This is a genomic window from Mycobacterium sp. 852002-51152_SCH6134967 (genome assembly GCF_001667105.1).
Taxonomy (GTDB): domain Bacteria; phylum Actinomycetota; class Actinomycetes; order Mycobacteriales; family Mycobacteriaceae; genus Mycobacterium; species Mycobacterium neumannii_A.
The window spans coordinates 25,271-43,577 of record NZ_LZIK01000015.1 but is presented as its reverse complement, the minus strand read 5'-3'; the positions used below and the strand labels follow the sequence as shown (position 1 = coordinate 43,577).

General features: G+C 67.8%; 15 protein-coding genes. 4 read left to right on the top strand and 11 right to left on the bottom strand.

The genetic code is table 11. The annotated features are described in order from the left end of the window. Positions 1 to 19: 19 nt before the first annotated feature. The 5 genes from purH to sfnG form a co-directional block, all read right to left on the bottom strand. A complete protein-coding gene (purH, locus tag A5790_RS04460; RefSeq protein ID WP_066841587.1) occupies positions 20 to 1,585 on the bottom strand; it encodes a bifunctional phosphoribosylaminoimidazolecarboxamide formyltransferase/IMP cyclohydrolase in 1,566 nt (521 codons plus the stop codon). Further along, entirely contained in the window at positions 1,582 to 2,211 is a 630-nt protein-coding gene (gene purN, locus A5790_RS04455; RefSeq protein ID WP_066841586.1) for a phosphoribosylglycinamide formyltransferase, read from the bottom strand. Before purN ends, purH begins: the two co-directional genes overlap by 4 nt. Positions 2,212 to 2,221: 10 nt before the next feature. Next, entirely contained in the window at positions 2,222 to 3,652 is a 1,431-nt protein-coding gene (locus A5790_RS04450) for a DUF6350 family protein (RefSeq protein ID WP_066841585.1), read from the bottom strand. Between the two features lie 71 nt (positions 3,653 to 3,723). Then, on the bottom strand, positions 3,724 to 4,614 hold the full coding sequence (locus A5790_RS04445; RefSeq protein WP_066841584.1) for a DUF5336 domain-containing protein: 891 nt from the start codon (positions 4,612 to 4,614) through the stop codon (positions 3,724 to 3,726). A gap of 52 nt (positions 4,615 to 4,666) precedes the next feature. Further along, complete coding sequence (gene sfnG / locus A5790_RS04440) at positions 4,667 to 5,797, bottom strand: dimethylsulfone monooxygenase SfnG (protein ID WP_066841583.1); 1,131 nt, start codon at positions 5,795 to 5,797, stop codon at positions 4,667 to 4,669. Positions 5,798 to 5,901: 104 nt separating this feature from the next. Between sfnG and A5790_RS04435 the strand changes: the two genes are divergently transcribed. Next, the gene (locus A5790_RS04435) at positions 5,902 to 6,750 is read left to right on the top strand and encodes an LLM class F420-dependent oxidoreductase (protein ID WP_066841582.1); all 849 of its coding nucleotides are present in this window, start codon (positions 5,902 to 5,904) and stop codon (positions 6,748 to 6,750) included. On the opposite strand, the gene modA is transcribed toward A5790_RS04435, so the two are convergent. The 4 genes from modA to sucC all read right to left on the bottom strand — a co-directional run bounded on the left by modA (position 6,751) and on the right by sucC (position 11,334). After that, the gene (gene modA / locus A5790_RS04430) at positions 6,751 to 7,494 is read right to left on the bottom strand and encodes a molybdate ABC transporter substrate-binding protein (protein WP_231987597.1); all 744 of its coding nucleotides are present in this window, start codon (positions 7,492 to 7,494) and stop codon (positions 6,751 to 6,753) included. Positions 7,495 to 7,513: 19 nt separating this feature from the next. Beyond that, positions 7,514 to 9,052: an acetyl-CoA acetyltransferase gene (locus A5790_RS04425; protein WP_066841581.1), complete on the bottom strand. Its 1,539-nt coding sequence runs from the start codon at positions 9,050 to 9,052 to the stop codon at positions 7,514 to 7,516. A 185-nt stretch (positions 9,053 to 9,237) separates the two neighbouring features. Further along, on the bottom strand, positions 9,238 to 10,140 hold the full coding sequence (gene sucD, locus A5790_RS04420; RefSeq protein WP_066841580.1) for a succinate--CoA ligase subunit alpha: 903 nt from the start codon (positions 10,138 to 10,140) through the stop codon (positions 9,238 to 9,240). A gap of 12 nt (positions 10,141 to 10,152) precedes the next feature. Then, on the bottom strand, positions 10,153 to 11,334 hold the full coding sequence (sucC, locus tag A5790_RS04415) for an ADP-forming succinate--CoA ligase subunit beta (protein WP_066841579.1): 1,182 nt from the start codon (positions 11,332 to 11,334) through the stop codon (positions 10,153 to 10,155). A gap of 281 nt (positions 11,335 to 11,615) precedes the next feature. On the opposite strand from sucC, the gene A5790_RS04410 reads away from it, so the two are divergent. Continuing rightward, a complete protein-coding gene (locus A5790_RS04410) occupies positions 11,616 to 12,680 on the top strand; it encodes a M23 family metallopeptidase (RefSeq protein ID WP_066841578.1) in 1,065 nt (354 codons plus the stop codon). Between the two features lie 9 nt (positions 12,681 to 12,689). Continuing rightward, the gene (locus A5790_RS04405; protein ID WP_369829760.1) at positions 12,690 to 13,343 is read left to right on the top strand and encodes a hypothetical protein; all 654 of its coding nucleotides are present in this window, start codon (positions 12,690 to 12,692) and stop codon (positions 13,341 to 13,343) included. Here the strand turns inward: A5790_RS04405 and pcrA are convergent. Beyond that, on the bottom strand, positions 13,340 to 15,670 hold the full coding sequence (gene pcrA, locus A5790_RS04400) for a DNA helicase PcrA (protein ID WP_066841630.1): 2,331 nt from the start codon (positions 15,668 to 15,670) through the stop codon (positions 13,340 to 13,342). The two genes, A5790_RS04405 and pcrA, sit on opposite strands and share 4 nt — an antisense overlap. Here pcrA and A5790_RS26365 point away from each other — a divergent pair. Beyond that, positions 15,555 to 16,193 carry a chorismate mutase gene (locus tag A5790_RS26365; protein ID WP_369829759.1) on the top strand — a complete coding sequence of 213 codons (639 nt, stop codon included), beginning with the start codon at positions 15,555 to 15,557 and terminating at the stop codon, positions 16,191 to 16,193. The two genes, pcrA and A5790_RS26365, sit on opposite strands and share 116 nt — an antisense overlap. A 63-nt stretch (positions 16,194 to 16,256) precedes the next feature. Here the strand turns inward: A5790_RS26365 and A5790_RS04390 are convergent, their stop codons facing one another. After that, complete coding sequence (locus A5790_RS04390) at positions 16,257 to 18,257, bottom strand: acyltransferase family protein (protein ID WP_369829758.1); 2,001 nt, start codon at positions 18,255 to 18,257, stop codon at positions 16,257 to 16,259. Positions 18,258 to 18,307: the final 50 nt, after the last annotated feature.

Here is an 18,307-nt window from a genome sequence, read left to right as displayed (position 1 = left end):
GGCCGAGATCAACCAGACATCAGTGCGCGAAGTGCCGTGCACCGGTGAGGTAGAGCGAGATACCCGCTCTGGCAGCGGCTTCGGTGACCTGCTCGTCGCGCACGGAACCGCCCGGGTGGACGATCGCCTTGACGCCGCCTTCGGTCAGCACCTCCAGCCCGTCGGGGAACGGGAAGAACGCGTCGGAGGCGGCGACCGCGCCGCGTACCCGGTCGCCTGCCCGCTGCACCGCGAGCCGGGCGGCGTCGACGCGGTTCACCTGGCCCATGCCGACGCCGACGGTGGCGCCGTCCGCAGCGACGACGATCGCGTTCGACTTGACCGCCCGGCATACCCGCCACGCGAACTTCAGGTCCGCCAGGGTCGCCGGGTCGGCGGGCTCGCCGGTGGCCAGGGTCCAATTGAGCGGGTCGTCGCCGTCAGCGGTGAACTCGTCGCGTTGCTGTACCAGCAGACCACCGCTGACCTGACGGAACTCGGTGCCGCCTGGCTGCGGTTCGGCGGCCACCAGCACCCGGATGTTCTTCTTGCGGGTGAGCACGTCCACCGCGCCGGCTTCGTAGGCGGGCGCGATGATCACCTCGGTGAAGATGTCGGCGACGGTCTCGGCCATCTCGACCGACACCGCGGTGTTGGCCGCGATCACACCGCCGAACGCCGACAGCGGATCGCATTCGTGGGCTTTGCGGTGCGCGTCGGCCACCGACTGCGACGAGATCGCGATACCGCATGGGTTGGCGTGCTTGATGATCGCCACGCAGATCTCGGGGTGGTCGAAGGCGGCCCGCCAGGCAGCGTCGGCGTCGGTGTAGTTGTTGTAGGACATCTCCTTGCCGTGCAACTGCTCGGCCTGCGCCAGGCCCGGCCACCCGGCCTCGTCGCGGTAGAGGGCGGCCTGCTGATGGGGGTTCTCGCCGTAGCGCAGCACCGCGCTGCGCCGCCACGTGCCGCCCACCCACGCGGGCAGCTTCTGAGCGGGCTCCTCCGGCGCGAGCACGGCACCCATCCAGGAGGCGACGGCTACGTCATATTCGGCTGTGTGTCGAAATGCCAGTGACGCCAGAATCTTTCGTTCGGCCAGCGTGAACCCGCCGGACCGCACCGCGGCGAGCACACCGTCGTAACCCAGCGGATCGACGACCACCGCGACGCTCGGGTGGTTCTTCGCGGCGGCCCGAACCATCGACGGGCCGCCGATGTCGATCTGCTCGACGCATTCGTCGATGCTCGCGCCGGAAGCGACGGTCTCGGCGAAGGGGTAGAGGTTGACCACGACGAGTTCGAAGGCCTCGACGCCGAGATCGGCCAGCGCCGAAACGTGTTCGGGCTTGCGCTGATCGGCGAGCAACCCAGCGTGCACCCGCGGGTGCAGGGTCTTGACCCGGCCGTCTAGCACCTCGGGGAAGCCAGTGACCTCTTCCACGGGGGTCACCGGAACACCGGCCGCGGCAATGGTTTTCGCGGTCGACCCGGTGGACACGATGCTGACCCCGGCCTCGTGCAGCCCTCGGGCCAGCTCGGCGAGGCCGGTCTTGTCGTAGACGCTGATCAGCGCCCGCCTGATCGGCCGCTTGCCCTCGGTCATCCCAATGTCGCCTTTCGTCCCGTCCAGGTCACACCGCGGACAGCCACCGCGGCCAGTATCTCGGCAAGAAGTCGCCGTTCGACGACCTTGATCCGTTCGTGCAATGTCGCCTCGTCGTCGTCATCGAGGATGGGCACCGCCTCCTGCGCCAACACCGGCCCCGTGTCGGTTCCCGCGTCGACCAGATGCACGCTGCAGCCGGTCACCTTGACGCCATAGGCGAGCGCATCGGCCACCGCGTGCGCGCCGGGAAAGGCGGGCAGCAGTGCCGGATGTGTATTGATGATGTGACCCATGAACCGCGAGAGAAAATGTGGCCCAAGGATTTTCATGAACCCAGCGGAGACGATCAGGTCGGGCTCGTAGGCGGCGGTGGCCTCGGTGAGCGCGGCGTCCCACGCCGCCCGGTCCGGGTAGTCGCGCAGCCGCACGGTGAAGGACGGAATCGAGGCGGCCGCGGCGATGTCGACAGCAGCGCAGTCCCGGTCCACGCCGACGGCGACGATCGATGCGGGGTATTCGCCCGCGGTGGCGTCCAACAGCGACTGAAGCAGCGACCCGGTCCCCGACGCCAGCACAACGACCCGCGCAGGAACCTTCGGCGGTACGCGGAGGGGTTGCTGCACGCCTGGCAGCCTAATGGGTGCCGGGCGGACCGTCGTCGTCCGCCATGAAGTGCTCTTCGGGGTCCTCGACGATGTCGTCCACGGTGTCGTTCGGCAGGTCCGCGGCGGTCTCGGCCTGGTCGGGAGCACCGACGCCCTCCGCGACTTCGGATTCGGCTTGGAAGGGCTCATCGCCGACGACCTCGGGCCCGGGTTCCGGTACGGCGTCGTCGGATTCCGGTTCGGGTTCGGGCTCCGCGGCTACGTCAGCCTCCACGTCGGATTCCGGGTCGATGTCGGGGTCAGGGGCGACGAACGCCTTGGGTGCCCGCGGCCTGCGGGCGATGCCGCCTGCCATCACCACCGTCAACGCCCCGATTCCGGCGAACCACAGAAACACCGCGGGCCCGAAGGTTGTCTGATCGACGCCGACGTCGCCGAAGTTACCCAGCCGGCCACCGCCGGCGTAGCCGAGCAGCGCCATGATGAGTGCGGCCAGCGCCGAGGCGACAAGTAATTTGCCCATCGCCGGGCCCAGCGGAAGCGGGCGTCGTGCGCACTGCTGCCCGACCGCCACCGCCGAGGCTGCCGCGACGATGAGCAACGCCACCCACACCGGGCCCAGCGGCGGCGAGGGCACCGCGGCGAGCACCGGCAGCGCCGGGATGTCGCCGCCGAAGACGGTGAAGGAGCTGAAGGTGGCCAGCCCGACGTGTGCGCTCGACCCGACCGCCACCGCCGCCGTTCCGATCAGCACGTTCGGGATGTACAGCACCGACAGCAGGGTCAGGCTGAACTGGCCGAACATCGAGTCGGTGATCGAGTAAAGCTCGTCCATCGTCGACCAGTGCACAACCAGCGAACCCGCCATCACCACACCCGACAGGCCGACCAGCGCGAGCACACCCGCGACCGCGGCGCGGACCGCGTCCGGCAGCCAGGCGGGCAGCGAGGCCGCGACCATCAGCCGCGCCCCGATCCGGGACCCGACGCCGACCACAGCACCGATCGCGTGTACGGCCAGCACGCCGCCGAAGGCGCGCAACGCGTGCGGCGTCTGCAGTTCGGTGAGCACCGACGCCGCGTCGTGGACGACGGCCAACGCGATCGCGGCGATCAGCAACGGCCCACCCAGTGCCGAGGCCACCACCCAGCGCGTCACGAACCACGACGCGTTCGGACTGGTCGCCGCCGCGGTCGTGCGGGCAGTGCCCCACACCATCGCCAACGCGGGCATCAGCGGCAACACCCCGAGTTCGGCGCCGCCGATGGACACCGGCACCAGGTGCACGCCGAGCCACATGCTCGCGGTCGCGCCGAGGGCGCCGGTCATGTCGCTGTTGGCGATCAGCAGTTGCAGCAACACGATCGCCGCGATGACGACAAGCGCCACCAACGACGGCCCGAACGCGACCCGAAGCAGCTCACGCGCCTGGCGTGCGCCGACTGGCCGTTGATCCACTGGTTGAGCCGCTCCTGTGTCAGGCTGCCGTGCGGCGGTGACGCACGCGCGGCTCAGACTACTGGCTCACCTCAGGAAGGCGGCGGACCTGACTGCGAGGAAGACGACGGTTGCTCCGGGTTCTGCGTCGTCGGTGAGGACGTCTGCGAAGACGACGGCGACGGCGGTTGACCGTACGCGGGGAACCCGGTCGGCGGCGTCGCCGGACCCTGCTGCCCCTGCGGGCCCTGCTGCCCCTGGGGATGGCCCTGTTGCTGGGCTGCCGGGTAGCCGCCGGTCGACGGGCCGCCCGGATAGCCGCCCGGATACGTCGACGGGTATCCCGGCCGCTGCTGCGGTCCGCCGTGGTGCTGCTGGCCCTGGTGACCGTAGTACGGGCCCGGTGCGCCGTACTGCTGATGCCCGTAGGACTGGTCGTACTTGGGACGCGGCGCAGGCGGAGTGATGACGCCCGACTCGAACAGCAGCGCAGCCACCGCGATGATCGCCTGGAACAGCGAGAACGCGATGATCAGGTACAGGCCCCAATCGATCGCGGCACCGCTGGGCCGGTTGATCACCTCGGCGATGATCAGGAGGAATGCGGCGACCGCCAGCACTGCGTACACCGACGTGTGGACGCCCTGCCTCGGCAGGAGCGCCGTTCCGGCGAGCAGGCCCGCGACGAGTGACGCCGCGACGGCGAGCACCAGACCGAACGAGCTTCCGCTGATGGTGCCCAGGCCCGGGAAATCCGACGCGGAGATCGTGAACAGGGGCGCAAAGCTCGCGAGGTACACCGCCAGTCCCAACAGCGCCACGGCGGCGGCCAAGTAGAGAGGCAGCTTGCTCGCGACGTCGGAAGCCGAGGATGAGCTCTCCGGCGTCCTGCCGAACTGCTGCGTCGGCGCGGAGAACTGGGTGGTCGGCTGCTGTGCTTGCGGGTATCCCGGGCTGCCGGGTGGTCCTTGGGGGTACGACATGGCCTCTCCTGTGCTCGGGCGGGCTTTGAAAACCACGCTAGCGCACAGCGCGTCATGCAGAGACCAGCACCGGTTCGCCCACGGTGTCCTGTTCGGCCTGTTCGATTTCGCGGACCAGCGGCAACACCTTTGCGCCGAAGTATTCGATCTCCTCCTGGAAGTGCAGGAAGCCGCCGAGGATCAGGTCGACTCCGCGTTTGCGATACGCCGCAATGCGTTCGGCGATCTGCTCGGGTGTGCCAATCAGCTGTGTGCGGAAGCCGTCGTTGTACTGCACCAAGTCCTCGAACGTCGAATCCGCCCACATGCCGCGATGATCTGCGGTCGAGTTGCCCGCCTGTTGGACCGCGGCGCGGAATCCCTCCACCGCGGGCCTGTCGGCCTTGGCGACGATCTCCCTGAGCGTCTCCTTCGCCTCCTTCTCGGTGTCGCGGGCGATGATGAAGCCGTTGAGCCCGAACCGCACCTCACGGCCGACCGTGCGGGCGTGTCCGCGAACGTCGACGATCTGCTCGGTCACCCCGTCGTAGTCCTTGCCGTTGGAGAAGTACCAGTCCGCATACAGACCACCGTTGCGCCGTGCGGCCGTGGAGTTACCGCCCTGGAACAGTTCCGGATTGGGCCGCTCGGGGGTGTTGAGCGGTTTGGGTTTGAGCGTGAAGTCGTGGATGCGGTAGAAGTCGCCGCGGAAATCAACGTCGTCCTCGGTCCAGATCTTGCGAAGCACTTGGAGGAACTCCGCGCTGCGCCGGTAGCGCTCGTCGTGCTCGAGCCACGGCTCACCGAGGTGGGTGAACTCGTCTTTGAACCATCCCGACACGACGTTGACCGCGAACCGGCCGCCGCTGAGGTGATCGGCGGTGGCGCCGAGCTTGGCCAGCACCGCGGGCTGCCACAGCCCCGGATGCACCGCGGCGATCACCTTCAACCGCTCGGTGGCCAGCAGCAGCGCCAGGCTGAAGCTGGTGGATTCGTGCTGGTACTCGGCGCCGTAGCTGGCCTCGTAGCGGACCTGGGACAGCGCGTACTCGAAGCCGTTGTTCTCCGCGGTCCTGGCGAGCTTGGCGTTGTAGTCGTAGTTCCAGTCGGTGCGCTGTTCGATGTCGCTGGTCACCAGCCCGCCGCTGACGTTGGGCACCCAGTAGGCGAACTTCACGTGATCGGCGATGCGTTCGGTCGTCATGGTCTGCCATGACAACAGTGACCGGCTCGCCCGTCGCCGGTATCGCTCGCGGTGAGCCAAACCCGTGCTTGCCCCCCAGACTGAAACACGTTCTAATTCTGGGCATGGATTACGGGCTCGTTCTGTTCACCAGCGACCGCGGGATCACGCCTGCGGCGGCGGCCAAACTGGCCGACGACCACGGTTTCACCACCTTCTACGTGCCCGAACACACCCACATCCCGATCAAGCGGCAGGCCGCGCATCCGACGACCGGCGACGAATCGCTGCCCGACGACCGCTACATGCGCACGCTCGATCCCTGGGTCAGCCTCGGCACCGCGGCGGCGGTGACGTCGCGGGTCCGGTTGTCGACGGCGGTGGCGCTGCCGGTGGAGCACGACCCGATCACGCTGGCGAAATCGATTGCCACGCTGGACCACCTGTCCGGTGGCCGCGTGAGCCTCGGGGTCGGGTTCGGCTGGAACACCGACGAACTCGCCGACCACAATGTGCCGCCCGGGCGCCGGCGCACCATGCTGCGCGAATACCTCGAAGCGATGCGGGCGCTGTGGACCCAGGAGGAAGCCTCGTACGAAGGCGAGTTCGTCAACTTCGGGCCCAGCTGGGCGTGGCCCAAACCGATCCAACGGCACATCCCCGTCCTCGTCGGAGCGGCGGGCACCGAGAAGAACTTCAAGTGGATCGCCCGGTCCGCCGACGGCTGGATCACCACACCGCGCGACTTCGACATCGACGAGCCGGTCAAGCTGCTGCAGGACACCTGGGCGGGCGCGGGCCGGGACGGAGCACCGCAGATCGTCGCGCTCGACTTCAAACCCGACCCCGAAAAGCTCGCCCGCTGGGCCGATCTCGGTGTTACCGAAGTACTGTTCGGCCTTCCCGACAAGTCCGAAGAAGACGTCGCGGCGTACGTCGAACGGCTGGCGGGCAAGCTGGCCGCCCTGGTCTGATCAGGGTTTACCGAAGCCCGCCGCGCCGAGCACCCGCTGGCCCGCGTCGCCGGTCACCGCATCGACGAACGCCAGGGCGAGGTCGCGCTGCGACGAATCCTCCAGCGTCGCAATGGGATAGACGTTGAAGACATCGGCGGCCTCGGGTACGGGCACCGTGGTGACGCGTGCACCGGCGTCTCGAGCGTCGGTGACATAGACGATTCCGGCGTCGGCCTGACCGCTCGTCACCTTGTTCAGCACATCGGTCACCGAGGACTCCTCGCTCACGGGCGACAGGTCGACTCCCGCAGCCACTTCGACCCTCCGTGTCGCCGACCCGCACGGGACCTGAGGGGCACAGACCACGACGTTGATCCCGGGCCGAGCCAGATCACGTATCGTCCTGACCTCCTTGGGATTTTCCGCCGCTACCGCGATCACCATGGTGTTGGACGCGAAGTTCACCGGGTCACCGGCGAGCAGTCCGGCGTCAGCGACCTTGTCCATGTTCACGGTGTCGGCGGAGGCGAACACGTCGGCGCGCGCGCCCTGCATCAACTGCGTGGCGAGGTCGGAGGAACCGGCGAAGGAAAACTCCACCCGAGTGCCGGAGTGGTCTTTTTCGAACTGCACACCGATCTCGGTGAACGCTGCGTTCAGCGAGGCCGCGGCGAACACCATCAGCGAATCACGTTCGGACCCTTGCCCGCATCCGGTGGCCAGGGTCAAGAGCAGCGCGGCCAGAAGCGAGAGGGGCTTCACGACTGCTCCTCCCTTGTCGTCAGGCCAGGCTGGCGCGGTTGATCTTCTCCGCCGGACGCACCGTGATCGCCGCACCGAGCGGATCTCCGTCCGACATCAACGCAACGAGATCCTCCTCCTCGGAGATCGCCAGGAATCGCGAGTTGTCCGATTCGAGTCTGCCGATGATGATCCCGGTGCGGACCGGCCAGTCGTAGCGAACGGAGTAGGTCTCGATCGTCGCGCGGCCGTCGGCCCGCTCGGTCACCGGAACCTTCGGCAGTGCCGCGACGTCCGCGTCGAGCTTCTCGCTGTCGTTGGTCCGCCAGTCGACAGGCCGCGTGGAATATATGCCGACCGAGTACTTGCTCATCGTGCCGCCGTTGGCTCCCACGAAGCCGAATCGTCCAGGCTGATCGCGCATTTGGGTGACGGTCTCCGCGATGGCGTGCAGCGAGTAGCTGTTCCCCGGGCCGCCGAAGTACGGCAGGCCGCCGGTGACCGTCAGGCCCCGCGGGTCGTCGCCGTCGATGCCCAGCGCCTCGCAGGCGACGTACACCGGGAATGGAAAGCAGCTGTACAGGTCGAAGGTGGCGATGTCGTCAACACCGATCTGGGCTACCCGCAGGGCTTCTCGCACGGCGTGCACGGTCGCGGGGCTGGCGCCGAGGTCGACGCGGTCCAGCAGGTCCTGCTCGGTCAGGTCCGAATGCCCGTGCAGGTACACCCATTTCCCCTCGGGCACCCCGAGTCGGCGGGCGGCGGCCACCGACATCATGATCGCTGCGGCGCCCTGGTTGACCTGATCGCGGGCCACCAGGAGCCGGGGGTAGGGGTCGCAGATCATCCGGTTGTCGTCGGTGACGGTGACGATCTCCTGCACCGACCGTTCGACCGGCGACGACGAAAACGGGTTCTTGGCAGCGACTTTCGACAACGGCGCGAACAGTTCGGCCATCTGCCTGCGGTATTCGGCGACGCCGAGTCCCAACCGGCTGCGACGCGCGTTGTCCAGCAGCCCGTATTGCACTGCGGCGCCGGTCAATCCGTGGGATGCGGTGTACTCGGTGAAGTACTTGTGGATCTGGTGCCCGCGGTCCTCGAGCTGACCCTCGACGTGTTCGGTGAAGTCGGGTTTGGTCTGTCCTTGTTCGGCGGCGCGGCGCCAGTAGCGGGCCGTCGAACCCGGTTCGGAGCCGATCACCATCGCCACCTCGAACTCACCCGCCGCGATGGCGCTGCCCGCCTCGGTGACGAGCTTCTGCGGCCCCTGCCCGCCGACCGGCTCGAGCACGACACGGGCCGGATCGCCGCCGACGCGTCCCATCACCGACCGCGGATAGTTGTTCGACTTGCCCAGCGACGCGGGCATCGGCCCGGAGATCTCGAACTGGCGCAGCGCGTACACCGTCTCGATGGCCTGTGCGGCCGCCTTGGCGTCGAGCCCGGTGTCGGCGAGCGCGGCACGCACCGCCTCGGTCGCCAGGTCGACCGCCGACATGCCCCGATAGCCGGGATCGTCGATGCGCTCGGTGAACTGCCCGACGCCGACGATGACCGGGGTCCGGGAATCGACCATTACAGACCTCCTGACAACTGTTAGTTCGTCAGGCTAATCGAGCAGGAGAACGTGTTCCTAATCCTGCGGCACACTTCACACCCCGCGCAGGGCCTCCCACAAGCCGCGAGCGACCGCTTTTGCACACCAGACCGCGGCGTGTCGCGCACAAACACGGTCGCTCGCGCCAAAGAGTGGAGCGCGCGCTACAGGCTCTGCAGGATCTCCCTGGCCAGGTTGGCGGTCTCCGACGGTGTCTTGCCGACCTTGACGCCCGCGGCCTCCAGCGCTTCCTTCTTCGCGGCGGCGGTGCCCGAGGATCCCGACACGATGGCGCCGGCGTGGCCCATCGTCTTGCCCTCCGGCGCGGTGAACCCTGCCACGTAGCCGACGACGGGCTTGCTGACGTTTTCCTTGATGTAATCGGCCGCGCGCTCTTCGGCGTCGCCGCCGATCTCACCGATCATCACGATGACCTTGGTGTCGGGGTCCTTCTCGAACGCCTCGATCGCGTCGATGTGCGTGGTGCCGATGACCGGGTCGCCGCCGATGCCGATGGCGGTCGAGAACCCGAAATCGCGCAGCTCGAACATCATCTGATAGGTCAGCGTGCCGGACTTCGACACCAGGCCGACCGGGCCCGGACCGGTGATGTTGGCAGGCGTGATCCCGGCCAGCGCCTCGCTGGGCGTGATGATGCCCGGGCAGTTGGGGCCGATGATGCGGGTCTTCTGCCCTTTCTCAACGTTGTAGGCCCACGCATACGCGGTGTCCTGCACCGGAATTCCCTCGGTGATGACGACCAGCAGCGGGATCTCCGCGTCGATGGCTTCGATGATCGCGTCCTTGGCGAACTTCGGCGGCACGAACACCACCGACACGTCGGCGCCGGTCTCCTTCATCGCCTCGGCGACGGAGCCGAACACCGGCAACTCGACGTCCTTGCCGTCCTTGCCCTTGTGCGAGACCGTCGTGCCGGCCTTGCGGGCGTTGACACCGCCCACCAGCTGCGTGCCGGCCTTGAGCATCAGCGCGGTGTGCTTGGTGCCTTCGCCACCGGTGATGCCCTGGACGATGACCTTGGAGTCCTTGTTCAAAAAGATCGACATGAGGTGCGTCCCTTACTTGTTCGCCAGCTCGGCGGCTTTGTCGGCTCCGGAGTCCATGGTGTCGGCCTGAATCACCAGCGGGTGATTGGCGTCGGCCAGGATGCGGCGACCCTCTTCGACGTTGTTGCCGTCGAGACGGACCACGAGCGGCTTGTTGGCCTCGTCGCCGAGGATCTTCAGCGCGTTGACGATGCCGTTGGCGACGGCGTCGCACGAGGTGATGCCGCCGAACACGTTGACGAACACGCTCTTGACCTGCTCGTCGTTGAGGATGACGTCCAGGCCCGCGGCCATCACCTCGGCCGAGGCGCCGCCGCCGATGTCGAGGAAGTTCGCCGGCTTCACGCCGCCGTGCTTCTCACCCGCGTAGGCGGTGACGTCCAGCGTCGACATCACCAGGCCCGCGCCGTTGCCGATGATGCCCACCGACCCGTCGAGCTTGACGTAGTTGAGGTCGTGCTCCTTGGCCTTGAGCTCCAGCGGATCGGTGGCGTCGCGGTCCTCGAACTCAGCGTGCTCGGGATGCCGGAAGTCGGCGTTGCCGTCGAGCGTGACCTTGCCGTCCAGCGCCAGGATCTGACCTGGATCGTCTCCACCGCGGGAGGGCGTGCGCACCAGTGGGTTGACTTCCACCAGCGTCGCGTCTTCGCCGACGAACACCTCCCACAGCTTGGCGATCGTCACCGCGGCGGCGTCGAGCACCTCCTCGGGCAGGTGGCCCTTCTTGGCGATCTCACGGGCGAACGCCTCGTCGACGCCTTTGGTCGCGTCGACGGGGATCCTGGCCAGCCGGTCCGGCTTGGTGGCGGCGACCTCTTCGATCTCCATGCCGCCCTCGACCGAGCACATCGCCAGGTACGTGCGGTTGGCGCGGTCGAGCAGGAAGGAGATGTAGTACTCCTCCGCGATGTCGCTGGCCTCGGAGACCAGCAGTTTCTTGACGATGTGGCCCTTGATGTCCAGGCCGAGGATGTTCTGGGCGTGGGTGAACGCGTCGTCAGCGGTGGCCGCGTACTTCACGCCGCCCGCCTTACCGCGGCCGCCCGTCTTGACCTGGGCCTTGACCATCACCGGCTTGCCGATCTCCTCGGCGATCGCCTTGGCGTCCTCGGCGGTGTCGGTCACCCGACCGGGTGTGGTGGGCACGTTGTGCTTGGCGAAGAGCTCTTTCGCCTGGTATTCGAAGAGGTCCATTGGCTGTGGAACGTCCCTGTCTCTAGCGCGTCGATTGCGGAGTTGTTGGGCCGAAGGCTCGGTGGAACTTTATCCACACGCCCAGAACGCGTTGGCACCGCCCACCGCTCCTGTGGTAGATCTCACCAGCTCGGCTCAGTGATACGAATCACAATCTCCCGCGGAATAGGCTCTCGGCTTGCAGCCGTCGTCGCGAGTTGGTTAACGTGCCTCTGGTCTCGATAACGCTTTGGTCACGACAGGCAATCCCGCAGCTTCTCGACAGGCAAGGACACCCCAGGTTGGCTTCGCACCGTTCGTCCGGATCTCATCGCAGATCGTCGACGAACCGGCAAATCAACCGCCGTGCAAGCGAATCCCCCGCCGAAGTCACCGACATCATCCCGTTCAACGAGTTCGGCGATCTCGCTGACATCGACTTCCGCGAGAACAGCGCTTTTGACCGCGAAGCCCAGGTCATCCATGCCCCCGAGCTCGACGACCTGACCGACACCGACGACCTCGTCCCGCTGCGTCTCGCCGTGCCATCGGAGTTCCAGTCCGGAGCCCGGTCTGGTGCAAGGCACGCGCGCCGCTCACACGCCTACCGCGACAGCCACACCGACACCAGCGACGGCATGGACGCGACCGACATCATCCGCATCGGCGGCCGCACGCCTGCGCACCGCAAGCAGGAAGTGCCCGTCAAGGGTCGGCTGATGGTCGCCGCGATGGCCGTCGGCGCCACCGCCGCGGGCGCGTACTCGATGGCCAATGCGGCCCACGAGAAGTCCTCGGAGGCCGTCCTGGCCGTCGGCCAGTCCACGATGGCCGACCCGGTGAGCGAGACGTCAGGCGGTATGCAGGTGGTCGCCGTGACACCGGCCGCCAGCTCGGCAATGCACACCGAGGAGATCCAGAAGGCGGCCGCATTCGCCCAGGAGCGCGCCGAGCGCGAAGCCCGGCTGCAGCGGCCGATGTTCGTGACGCCCACCACCGGCGTGTGGACGTCGGGCTTCGGTTACCGCTGGGGCGCACTGCACGGCGGCATCGACATCGCGAACTCCATCGGCACGCCGGTGCTCGCCGCCTCCGACGGCGTGGTCATCTCGGCCGGGCCGTATGCCGGTTACGGCAACATGGTCAAGGTCCGCCACTCCGACGGCACGGTGACGCTCTACGGTCACCTCAGCTCGTGGTCGGTGAGTGTCGGCCAGCGGGTCTGGGCGGGTGACCAGATCGCCAAGATGGGCAACACCGGCAACTCGACCGGCCCGCACCTGCACTTCGAGGTGCACCTGAACGGCACCGACCGCGTGGACCCCGTGGGCTGGTTGGCCAAACGCGGCCTGTCGTTCGGCAACTAGTCTGGCTGAGTGGCCAGCGACGACGATTCCGATCTGACACGCCAATCACCCCACTCCCCGTCGAGCGCGGAAACGGGCATCATTCGTCGTCACCCATCCGGTGAGATTCCGACCGGCCAGGATCCGCAGACAAGCATCATCCGGCGCCATCCGACCGGCTCGATTCCGATCGCCGGCCCGCCGACGCAGATGGCGGACGGAGGCGCCACGCAGCTGTCCGACCGCGCCGCGCCCGAAACGGCCTACATACCGCGCGCCCGCCCGGTCGCTGTCTCCCCGACGGGATCGCCGCCGGCCAACCCGAAGACCGCGATCGCCACCGCGGTCGGCAGCATCCTGACCGGATGGGCCACCGCAGTCATCGCCACCGATCTGATCACCGGCTGGTGGCGCACCGACCAATTGTTCTGCGTCGCGGTCGGCTTCCTGACCGCGATCTCGGCGGCCGCCCTCATCGCCGGGCTGATCGGACTGCTGTTGCGCCGATGGGTGAGCCGCCTGCTGGTCATGGTGGGGTCGATGGTGGCGCTGCTGATCTTCTCCAGCCTGTTCGTGGCCGGGGCCAAACTACCCGCCGTGGTGTATGCGATCCCGGTGTTGCCGCTGGCGACCATCGTGCTCGCCGCGCTGCCCGCCACCGGACGCTGGGAACGCTCCGGTTAGAGCTTGCTGATCGGCGCGTGGTTGTGCATCAGCTTGACCCGACCGGAGCTGCCGAAGTCGATCAGCGACATCGCCGACTCGCCGACGCCGCTCACCTCTTCCACCCGGCCCAACCCGTACTTGTCGTGCGTGACCCGGTCGCCGGGCTCGAGCACCAGCAGCGGGCGCTTGCCCGCCCCGGACCGCGTGGGCGACGGCCGCGGTGACCCGAAGCGTCCCGCGCCGCTCAAGGGTGCGCTGAACGACGGTGTCGGGTCGGTGCGCCGCCAGTCGATCAGGTGTTGCGGAATCTCCTTGAGGAAGCGCGATTCCGGGTTGAGCATCGGTTGGCCCCACGACGAGCGGACCTTGGCTCGGCTCAGGTAGAGCCGCTGGCGGGCGCGGGTAATGCCGACGTAGGCCAACCGGCGCTCCTCGGACAGCTCAGCGGGATCGCCCAGCGCCCGCATGTGCGGGAACATGCCGTCCTCCCACCCGGTCACGAAGACGACAGGGAACTCGAGGCCCTTGGCGGTGTGCAGCGTCATCATCGTCACGACACCCGCGCCGTGCTCGGGCAGCTCGTCGGCGTCGGCAACCAGTGAGACCCGTTCCAAGAACTGGGCCAGAACGCCGGTGTCGGGGATGTCCTCGTCCAGCTGCCCATCGTCGGCAAGCGCCTGCGCGTTGGCCAGGTCGGTGCTGAATTCGTGTGCGACGCTGACCAACTCGTTGAGGTTGTCCAGCCGCGCGAGATCCTGCGGATCGCTCGACGACTCGAGTTCGGCGCGATACCCGGTGCGGTCGAGCACCGCCTCGACCAACTCGCCGAGCTCACCGTCGAGGCGGCCGCGCAGATCGTCGAGCATCTCCACGAACGCCGAGATACACTTCTCCGCACGGGTGTTGAGCATCGGCACCTTGCCCTCGGCAGCCGCCTGCAGGGCGTCGTTGAAGCTCAGGCCGGTGTTCTCGGCATACACAGCGACGCAGGCTTCGGCGCGGTCGCCGATGCCGCGGCGCGGAGTGTTCAGGATCCGACGCATGCTCACCGAGTCGCCGGGGTTGTCCAGCACTCGCAGGTACGCGACGATGTCGCGGATCTCCCTGCGTTCGTAGAACCGTACTCCCCCAACGACTTTGTAGGGGATGCCCGCACGGATGAACACCTCTTCGAGTGCGCGCGAGGAGTTGTTGGTGCGGTAGAACACCGCGACATCTGAGTAACTACCACCGTCGTCGACAAGCGCGTCGATCTCCTGGGCGACGAACCGCGCCTCGTCGTGCTCGTTGTCTGCGACGTAGCCGACGATCAGCTCGCCCTCCCCCTCGTCGGTCCACAGCCGCTTCTCGCGGCGGCCGGCGTTGCGGGAGATCACCGCGTTCGCGGCGTTGAGGATGTTCTGCGTGGAGCGGTAATTCTGTTCCAGCAGAATGGTTGTCGCGTTCGGGTAGTCGCGTTCGAAATCCTCGATGTTGCGGATCGTCGCACCGCGGAACGCGTAGATCGACTGGTCTGCGTCGCCCACCACACACAGTTCGGCCGGCGGCACCCCGGCTGGATCATCTTGCGAGGCGGCCGTCCCCACGAGTTCCCGCACCAGCACGTACTGGGCGTGGTTGGTGTCCTGGTACTCGTCGACGAGGATGTGCCGGAACCGCCGCCGGTAGTACTGGGCGATCTGTGGAAACGCTTGCAGCACAGCGACCGTCTCGCCGATCAGGTCGTCGAAGTCGAGCGCGTTGGCCGCGCGCAGGCGGCGCTGGTACTCGGCGTAGACCTCGGCGATGATGCCGGGCAACTCCTCGCCCGCCTCCGAGGCCTCGGCCGCCGCCTGCTCCGGGCCGACCAACTCGTTCTTGTGGTTGGAGATGGCGTTGGACAGCAGCCGCGGCGAATACCGCTTGGTGTCCAGCCCCATGTCCTTGCCGATCATCAGCAGCAGGCGACGGGAGTCGTCGGCGTCGTAAATCGAGAAGTTCGAATTGAGGCCCTTGATCAGGGAGGCCTGGTTACGCAGGATGCGCACGCAGGTGGAGTGAAACGTCGACACCCACATGGCGCGGGCGCGGGGCCCGACCAGGCCCACCACCCGCTCGCGCATCTCGGCGGCGGCCTTGTTGGTGAACGTGATGGCCAGCACCTGCCCGACGCCGACGTCACGGGCGGCCAGCAGGTAGGCGATCCTGCGGGTGAGCACGGCGGTCTTGCCCGAGCCGGCACCAGCGACGATGAGCAGCGGCGAGCCCTCGTGCAGGACGGCCCGGCGCTGCTGCGGGTTGAGCCCCTCGAGCAGTTGGTCGGATTCGGTGGCACCGTTGGGTGCGATCAGGTTCGGTGCGCTCATGTCGGTATCGAACTTACCGCCGCGCAGGGACACGACCGCGGTCGAACCGCGCATGAACCCAGCGGTCGAACCGCGCATCGATTCAGCGGTCGAACCGCGCATCGGCCCGCGCCCGAACCCCCACACGGCTTTGCGCTGGCGCAGCGTTTGGTGGCACACTTTGTCCCGTGCTCAGCAAACAGCGATTCATCTACGGGTACCGATCCGCGGCGCCCGTGGTCTCGCTGCTTCCCGAGAGCTCCACGAGGCGGTGACACCCATGACGACCGGAACCGAGACTGTGCCCGATATCGATGACCTGCGCCGGGAGATCGACCGGCTGGACGCCGAAATTCTCGCTGCCGTGAAGCGCCGCACCGAGGTGTCGAAGTTGATCGGTCAGGCCAGGATGGCCTCCGGCGGCACCCGCCTGGTGCACAGCCGCGAGATGAAGGTGATCGAGCGCTACAGCGAACTCGGCCCCGACGGCAAAGACCTCGCGATGCTGTTGCTGCGGCTGGGCCGCGGCCGCCTCGGCCACTGACCTCCGGGTGATTTCGGTGTAGTTGGTTACGGTGAGCGCGACTGCCGACACCGAAATCGCCGGTCAACGCAGCGCGTCGGTCAGCCACGGCGTCAACCATTCGACCGCCTCCGGCGTGGGATGCACGCCGTCGCTGCGGATGCGGATGCCGTCGATCCAGTTGGTGTAGCCGCCGTTCGGGCCGAGCTTGCGGTTCAGGTCGAGCACGGTGACGTTCGAGCGGTACTTGACGGCGCTGCGCAGCAACGCGTTCCAGTCGTCGACCCGATCTGGATCGTCCTCCGGGTACAGGCTGCCGTCGCGTTTCTCGGCGCGGCGGTTGTAGGGCTCGGTCGTGACGACGACGCGCGCGCCGGTCGAGGACAGGATGTCGAGCGCGCGGTTGAGCTCGGCGCGCAGGTAGGCGTCATACGTCGATTCGCCGATGTGGGTCCAGCGGCCTTCGTTCATCCGGTCGACGACTTCCCACCGGCCCACGATCAGCAGCACCACGTCGGGCCGGTCGTGCTTGACCCGCTCCGACCACCTGCTCGGCCACGTGTCGCAGGCGGGCTTCTGGTTCAGCGTCTGGCCGACGTAGCGATACGGTCCGCCGCGCGCGATGCCGCATCCGATCGTCGTGTAGTCGGTGAACCTCAGACCCGGTGTGTCCGGCAGGTAGCGCATCAACGTCCAGGCCACCGAGTCGCCGAACACCGCGACGGTCCTGGTGTTCGGATCGCGGTCGGCGCTCCGCTCCACGGGGATCGGCACCTCCGGCGCCACCAGCGCCGCGGAGTCGATGCTCGGGTCCTCCATCGGCGGTCCTGACGGCACGCCGACCGGCAGCACGGTCATCGTGATCACCGCGGCGGTGGCGGCCGTCGCACCGGCCAACGGCAGCATCGGCACGATCACCGGCCGCCAGCGCCGGATGGGCTGTTCGAGCAACCACCACGACAGCGCCGCGATCGCCAGCGTCGCCGCACACCGCACCGCGAACAGCGACCAACCGGACCACCCGGTGCGCTCGCCGTTGATCGCCAGGAAGATCGGCCAGTGCCACAGGTAGACGCCGTAGGAGATCGCGCCCAGCCACACCAGCGGCCGCCACGCCAGCACCCGCGCGACCGGTCCTTCCTGATCCATCGCCGCCGCACCGATCACGCAGGCGGCGGCGAGCGCGACGATGATCAGCAGGCCGTTTCGGAAGTCACCGGCGCTGCCGGTCGCCATGTGCACCGCGAACCCCAGGACGACGACACCGACGACGGACACCGCGCGGGCGACCCCCCGCAGCCATCGGGTCCTGATCACCGGCCCGGCCAGCGTCACGGTGGTCCAGTCGCGCACCAGCAGGGCGGCCGCCGCAGCGCCGACGAGCAGTGCCTGCGCGCGGGTGTCGGTGCCGAAGTAGATCCGGTTCAGCGTCCCGTCGTCTATCAACAGAATCGCCGCCGCCGCCGAGGCGATCGCCCCCGCGGCGGCGACCCCCAGAACCGCCCATCGCAGATGGGTCGGGTTGCGACGACAGAAGACGAACGCGACGGCGATCAGCACCAGCGGCCAGAGCAGGTAGTACTGCTCCTCGACCCCCAACGACCAGGTGTGCTGCAGCGGCGAAGGTGGTGCGCCCTGGGAGAAGTAATCGGTGCGCTGGGCGACGAACGCCCAGTTGGCCACCCAGAAGAACGACGCGACGGCGTCGTCGCGCAGGTTGGCGATCGCCTCCGTGGAGAAGAACTCCCGCGCCGCCACCACCGCGAGCACCATCACCAGCAGGGCGGGCAACAGCCGCCGGGCGCGACGTATCCAGAAGTCGCGCAGCTGGATTCGACCGGTGCGTCCGTGCTCGTCGAGCAGCAGCGAGGTGATCAGGAAGCCGCTGAGCACGAAGAACACATCGACGCCGAGGAAGCCGCCGTCGACGCCGGGAATGCCGCCGTGGTCGGCGAGCACGAGGGCGACGGCGACGGCGCGGATGCCGTCGAGGGCGGGGATCTCGCCACGCCGATGCGCACGCGAGGAGGGATGTACTGACAGCGGGCGGCGATCAGCGGGCGCGACGGAGCGACGCGCATTCACTTGCGAAATCTTGCCCGTGCGAGCCGACGTGCCGCGGCAGGCGCGGCGGC

Bases quoted from the DNA above. Each gene is read 5' to 3' on its own strand.
- purH (WP_066841587.1), bottom strand. From the start codon at position 1,585: ATGACCGAGGGCAAGCGGCCGATCAGGCGGGCGCTGATCAGCGTCTAC.
- A5790_RS04445 (WP_066841584.1), bottom strand. From the start codon at position 4,614: ATGTCGTACCCCCAAGGACCACCCGGCAGCCCGGGATACCCGCAAGCA.
- sfnG (WP_066841583.1), bottom strand. From the start codon at position 5,797: ATGACGACCGAACGCATCGCCGATCACGTGAAGTTCGCCTACTGGGTG.
- A5790_RS04435 (WP_066841582.1), top strand. From the start codon at position 5,902: ATGGATTACGGGCTCGTTCTGTTCACCAGCGACCGCGGGATCACGCCT.
- A5790_RS04425 (WP_066841581.1), bottom strand. From the start codon at position 9,052: ATGGTCGATTCCCGGACCCCGGTCATCGTCGGCGTCGGGCAGTTCACC.
- sucD (WP_066841580.1), bottom strand. From the start codon at position 10,140: ATGTCGATCTTTTTGAACAAGGACTCCAAGGTCATCGTCCAGGGCATC.
- sucC (WP_066841579.1), bottom strand. From the start codon at position 11,334: ATGGACCTCTTCGAATACCAGGCGAAAGAGCTCTTCGCCAAGCACAAC.
- A5790_RS26365 (WP_369829759.1), top strand. From the start codon at position 15,555: ATGAGCAGCGGCGAGCCCTCGTGCAGGACGGCCCGGCGCTGCTGCGGG.
- pcrA (WP_066841630.1), bottom strand. From the start codon at position 15,670: ATGAGCGCACCGAACCTGATCGCACCCAACGGTGCCACCGAATCCGAC.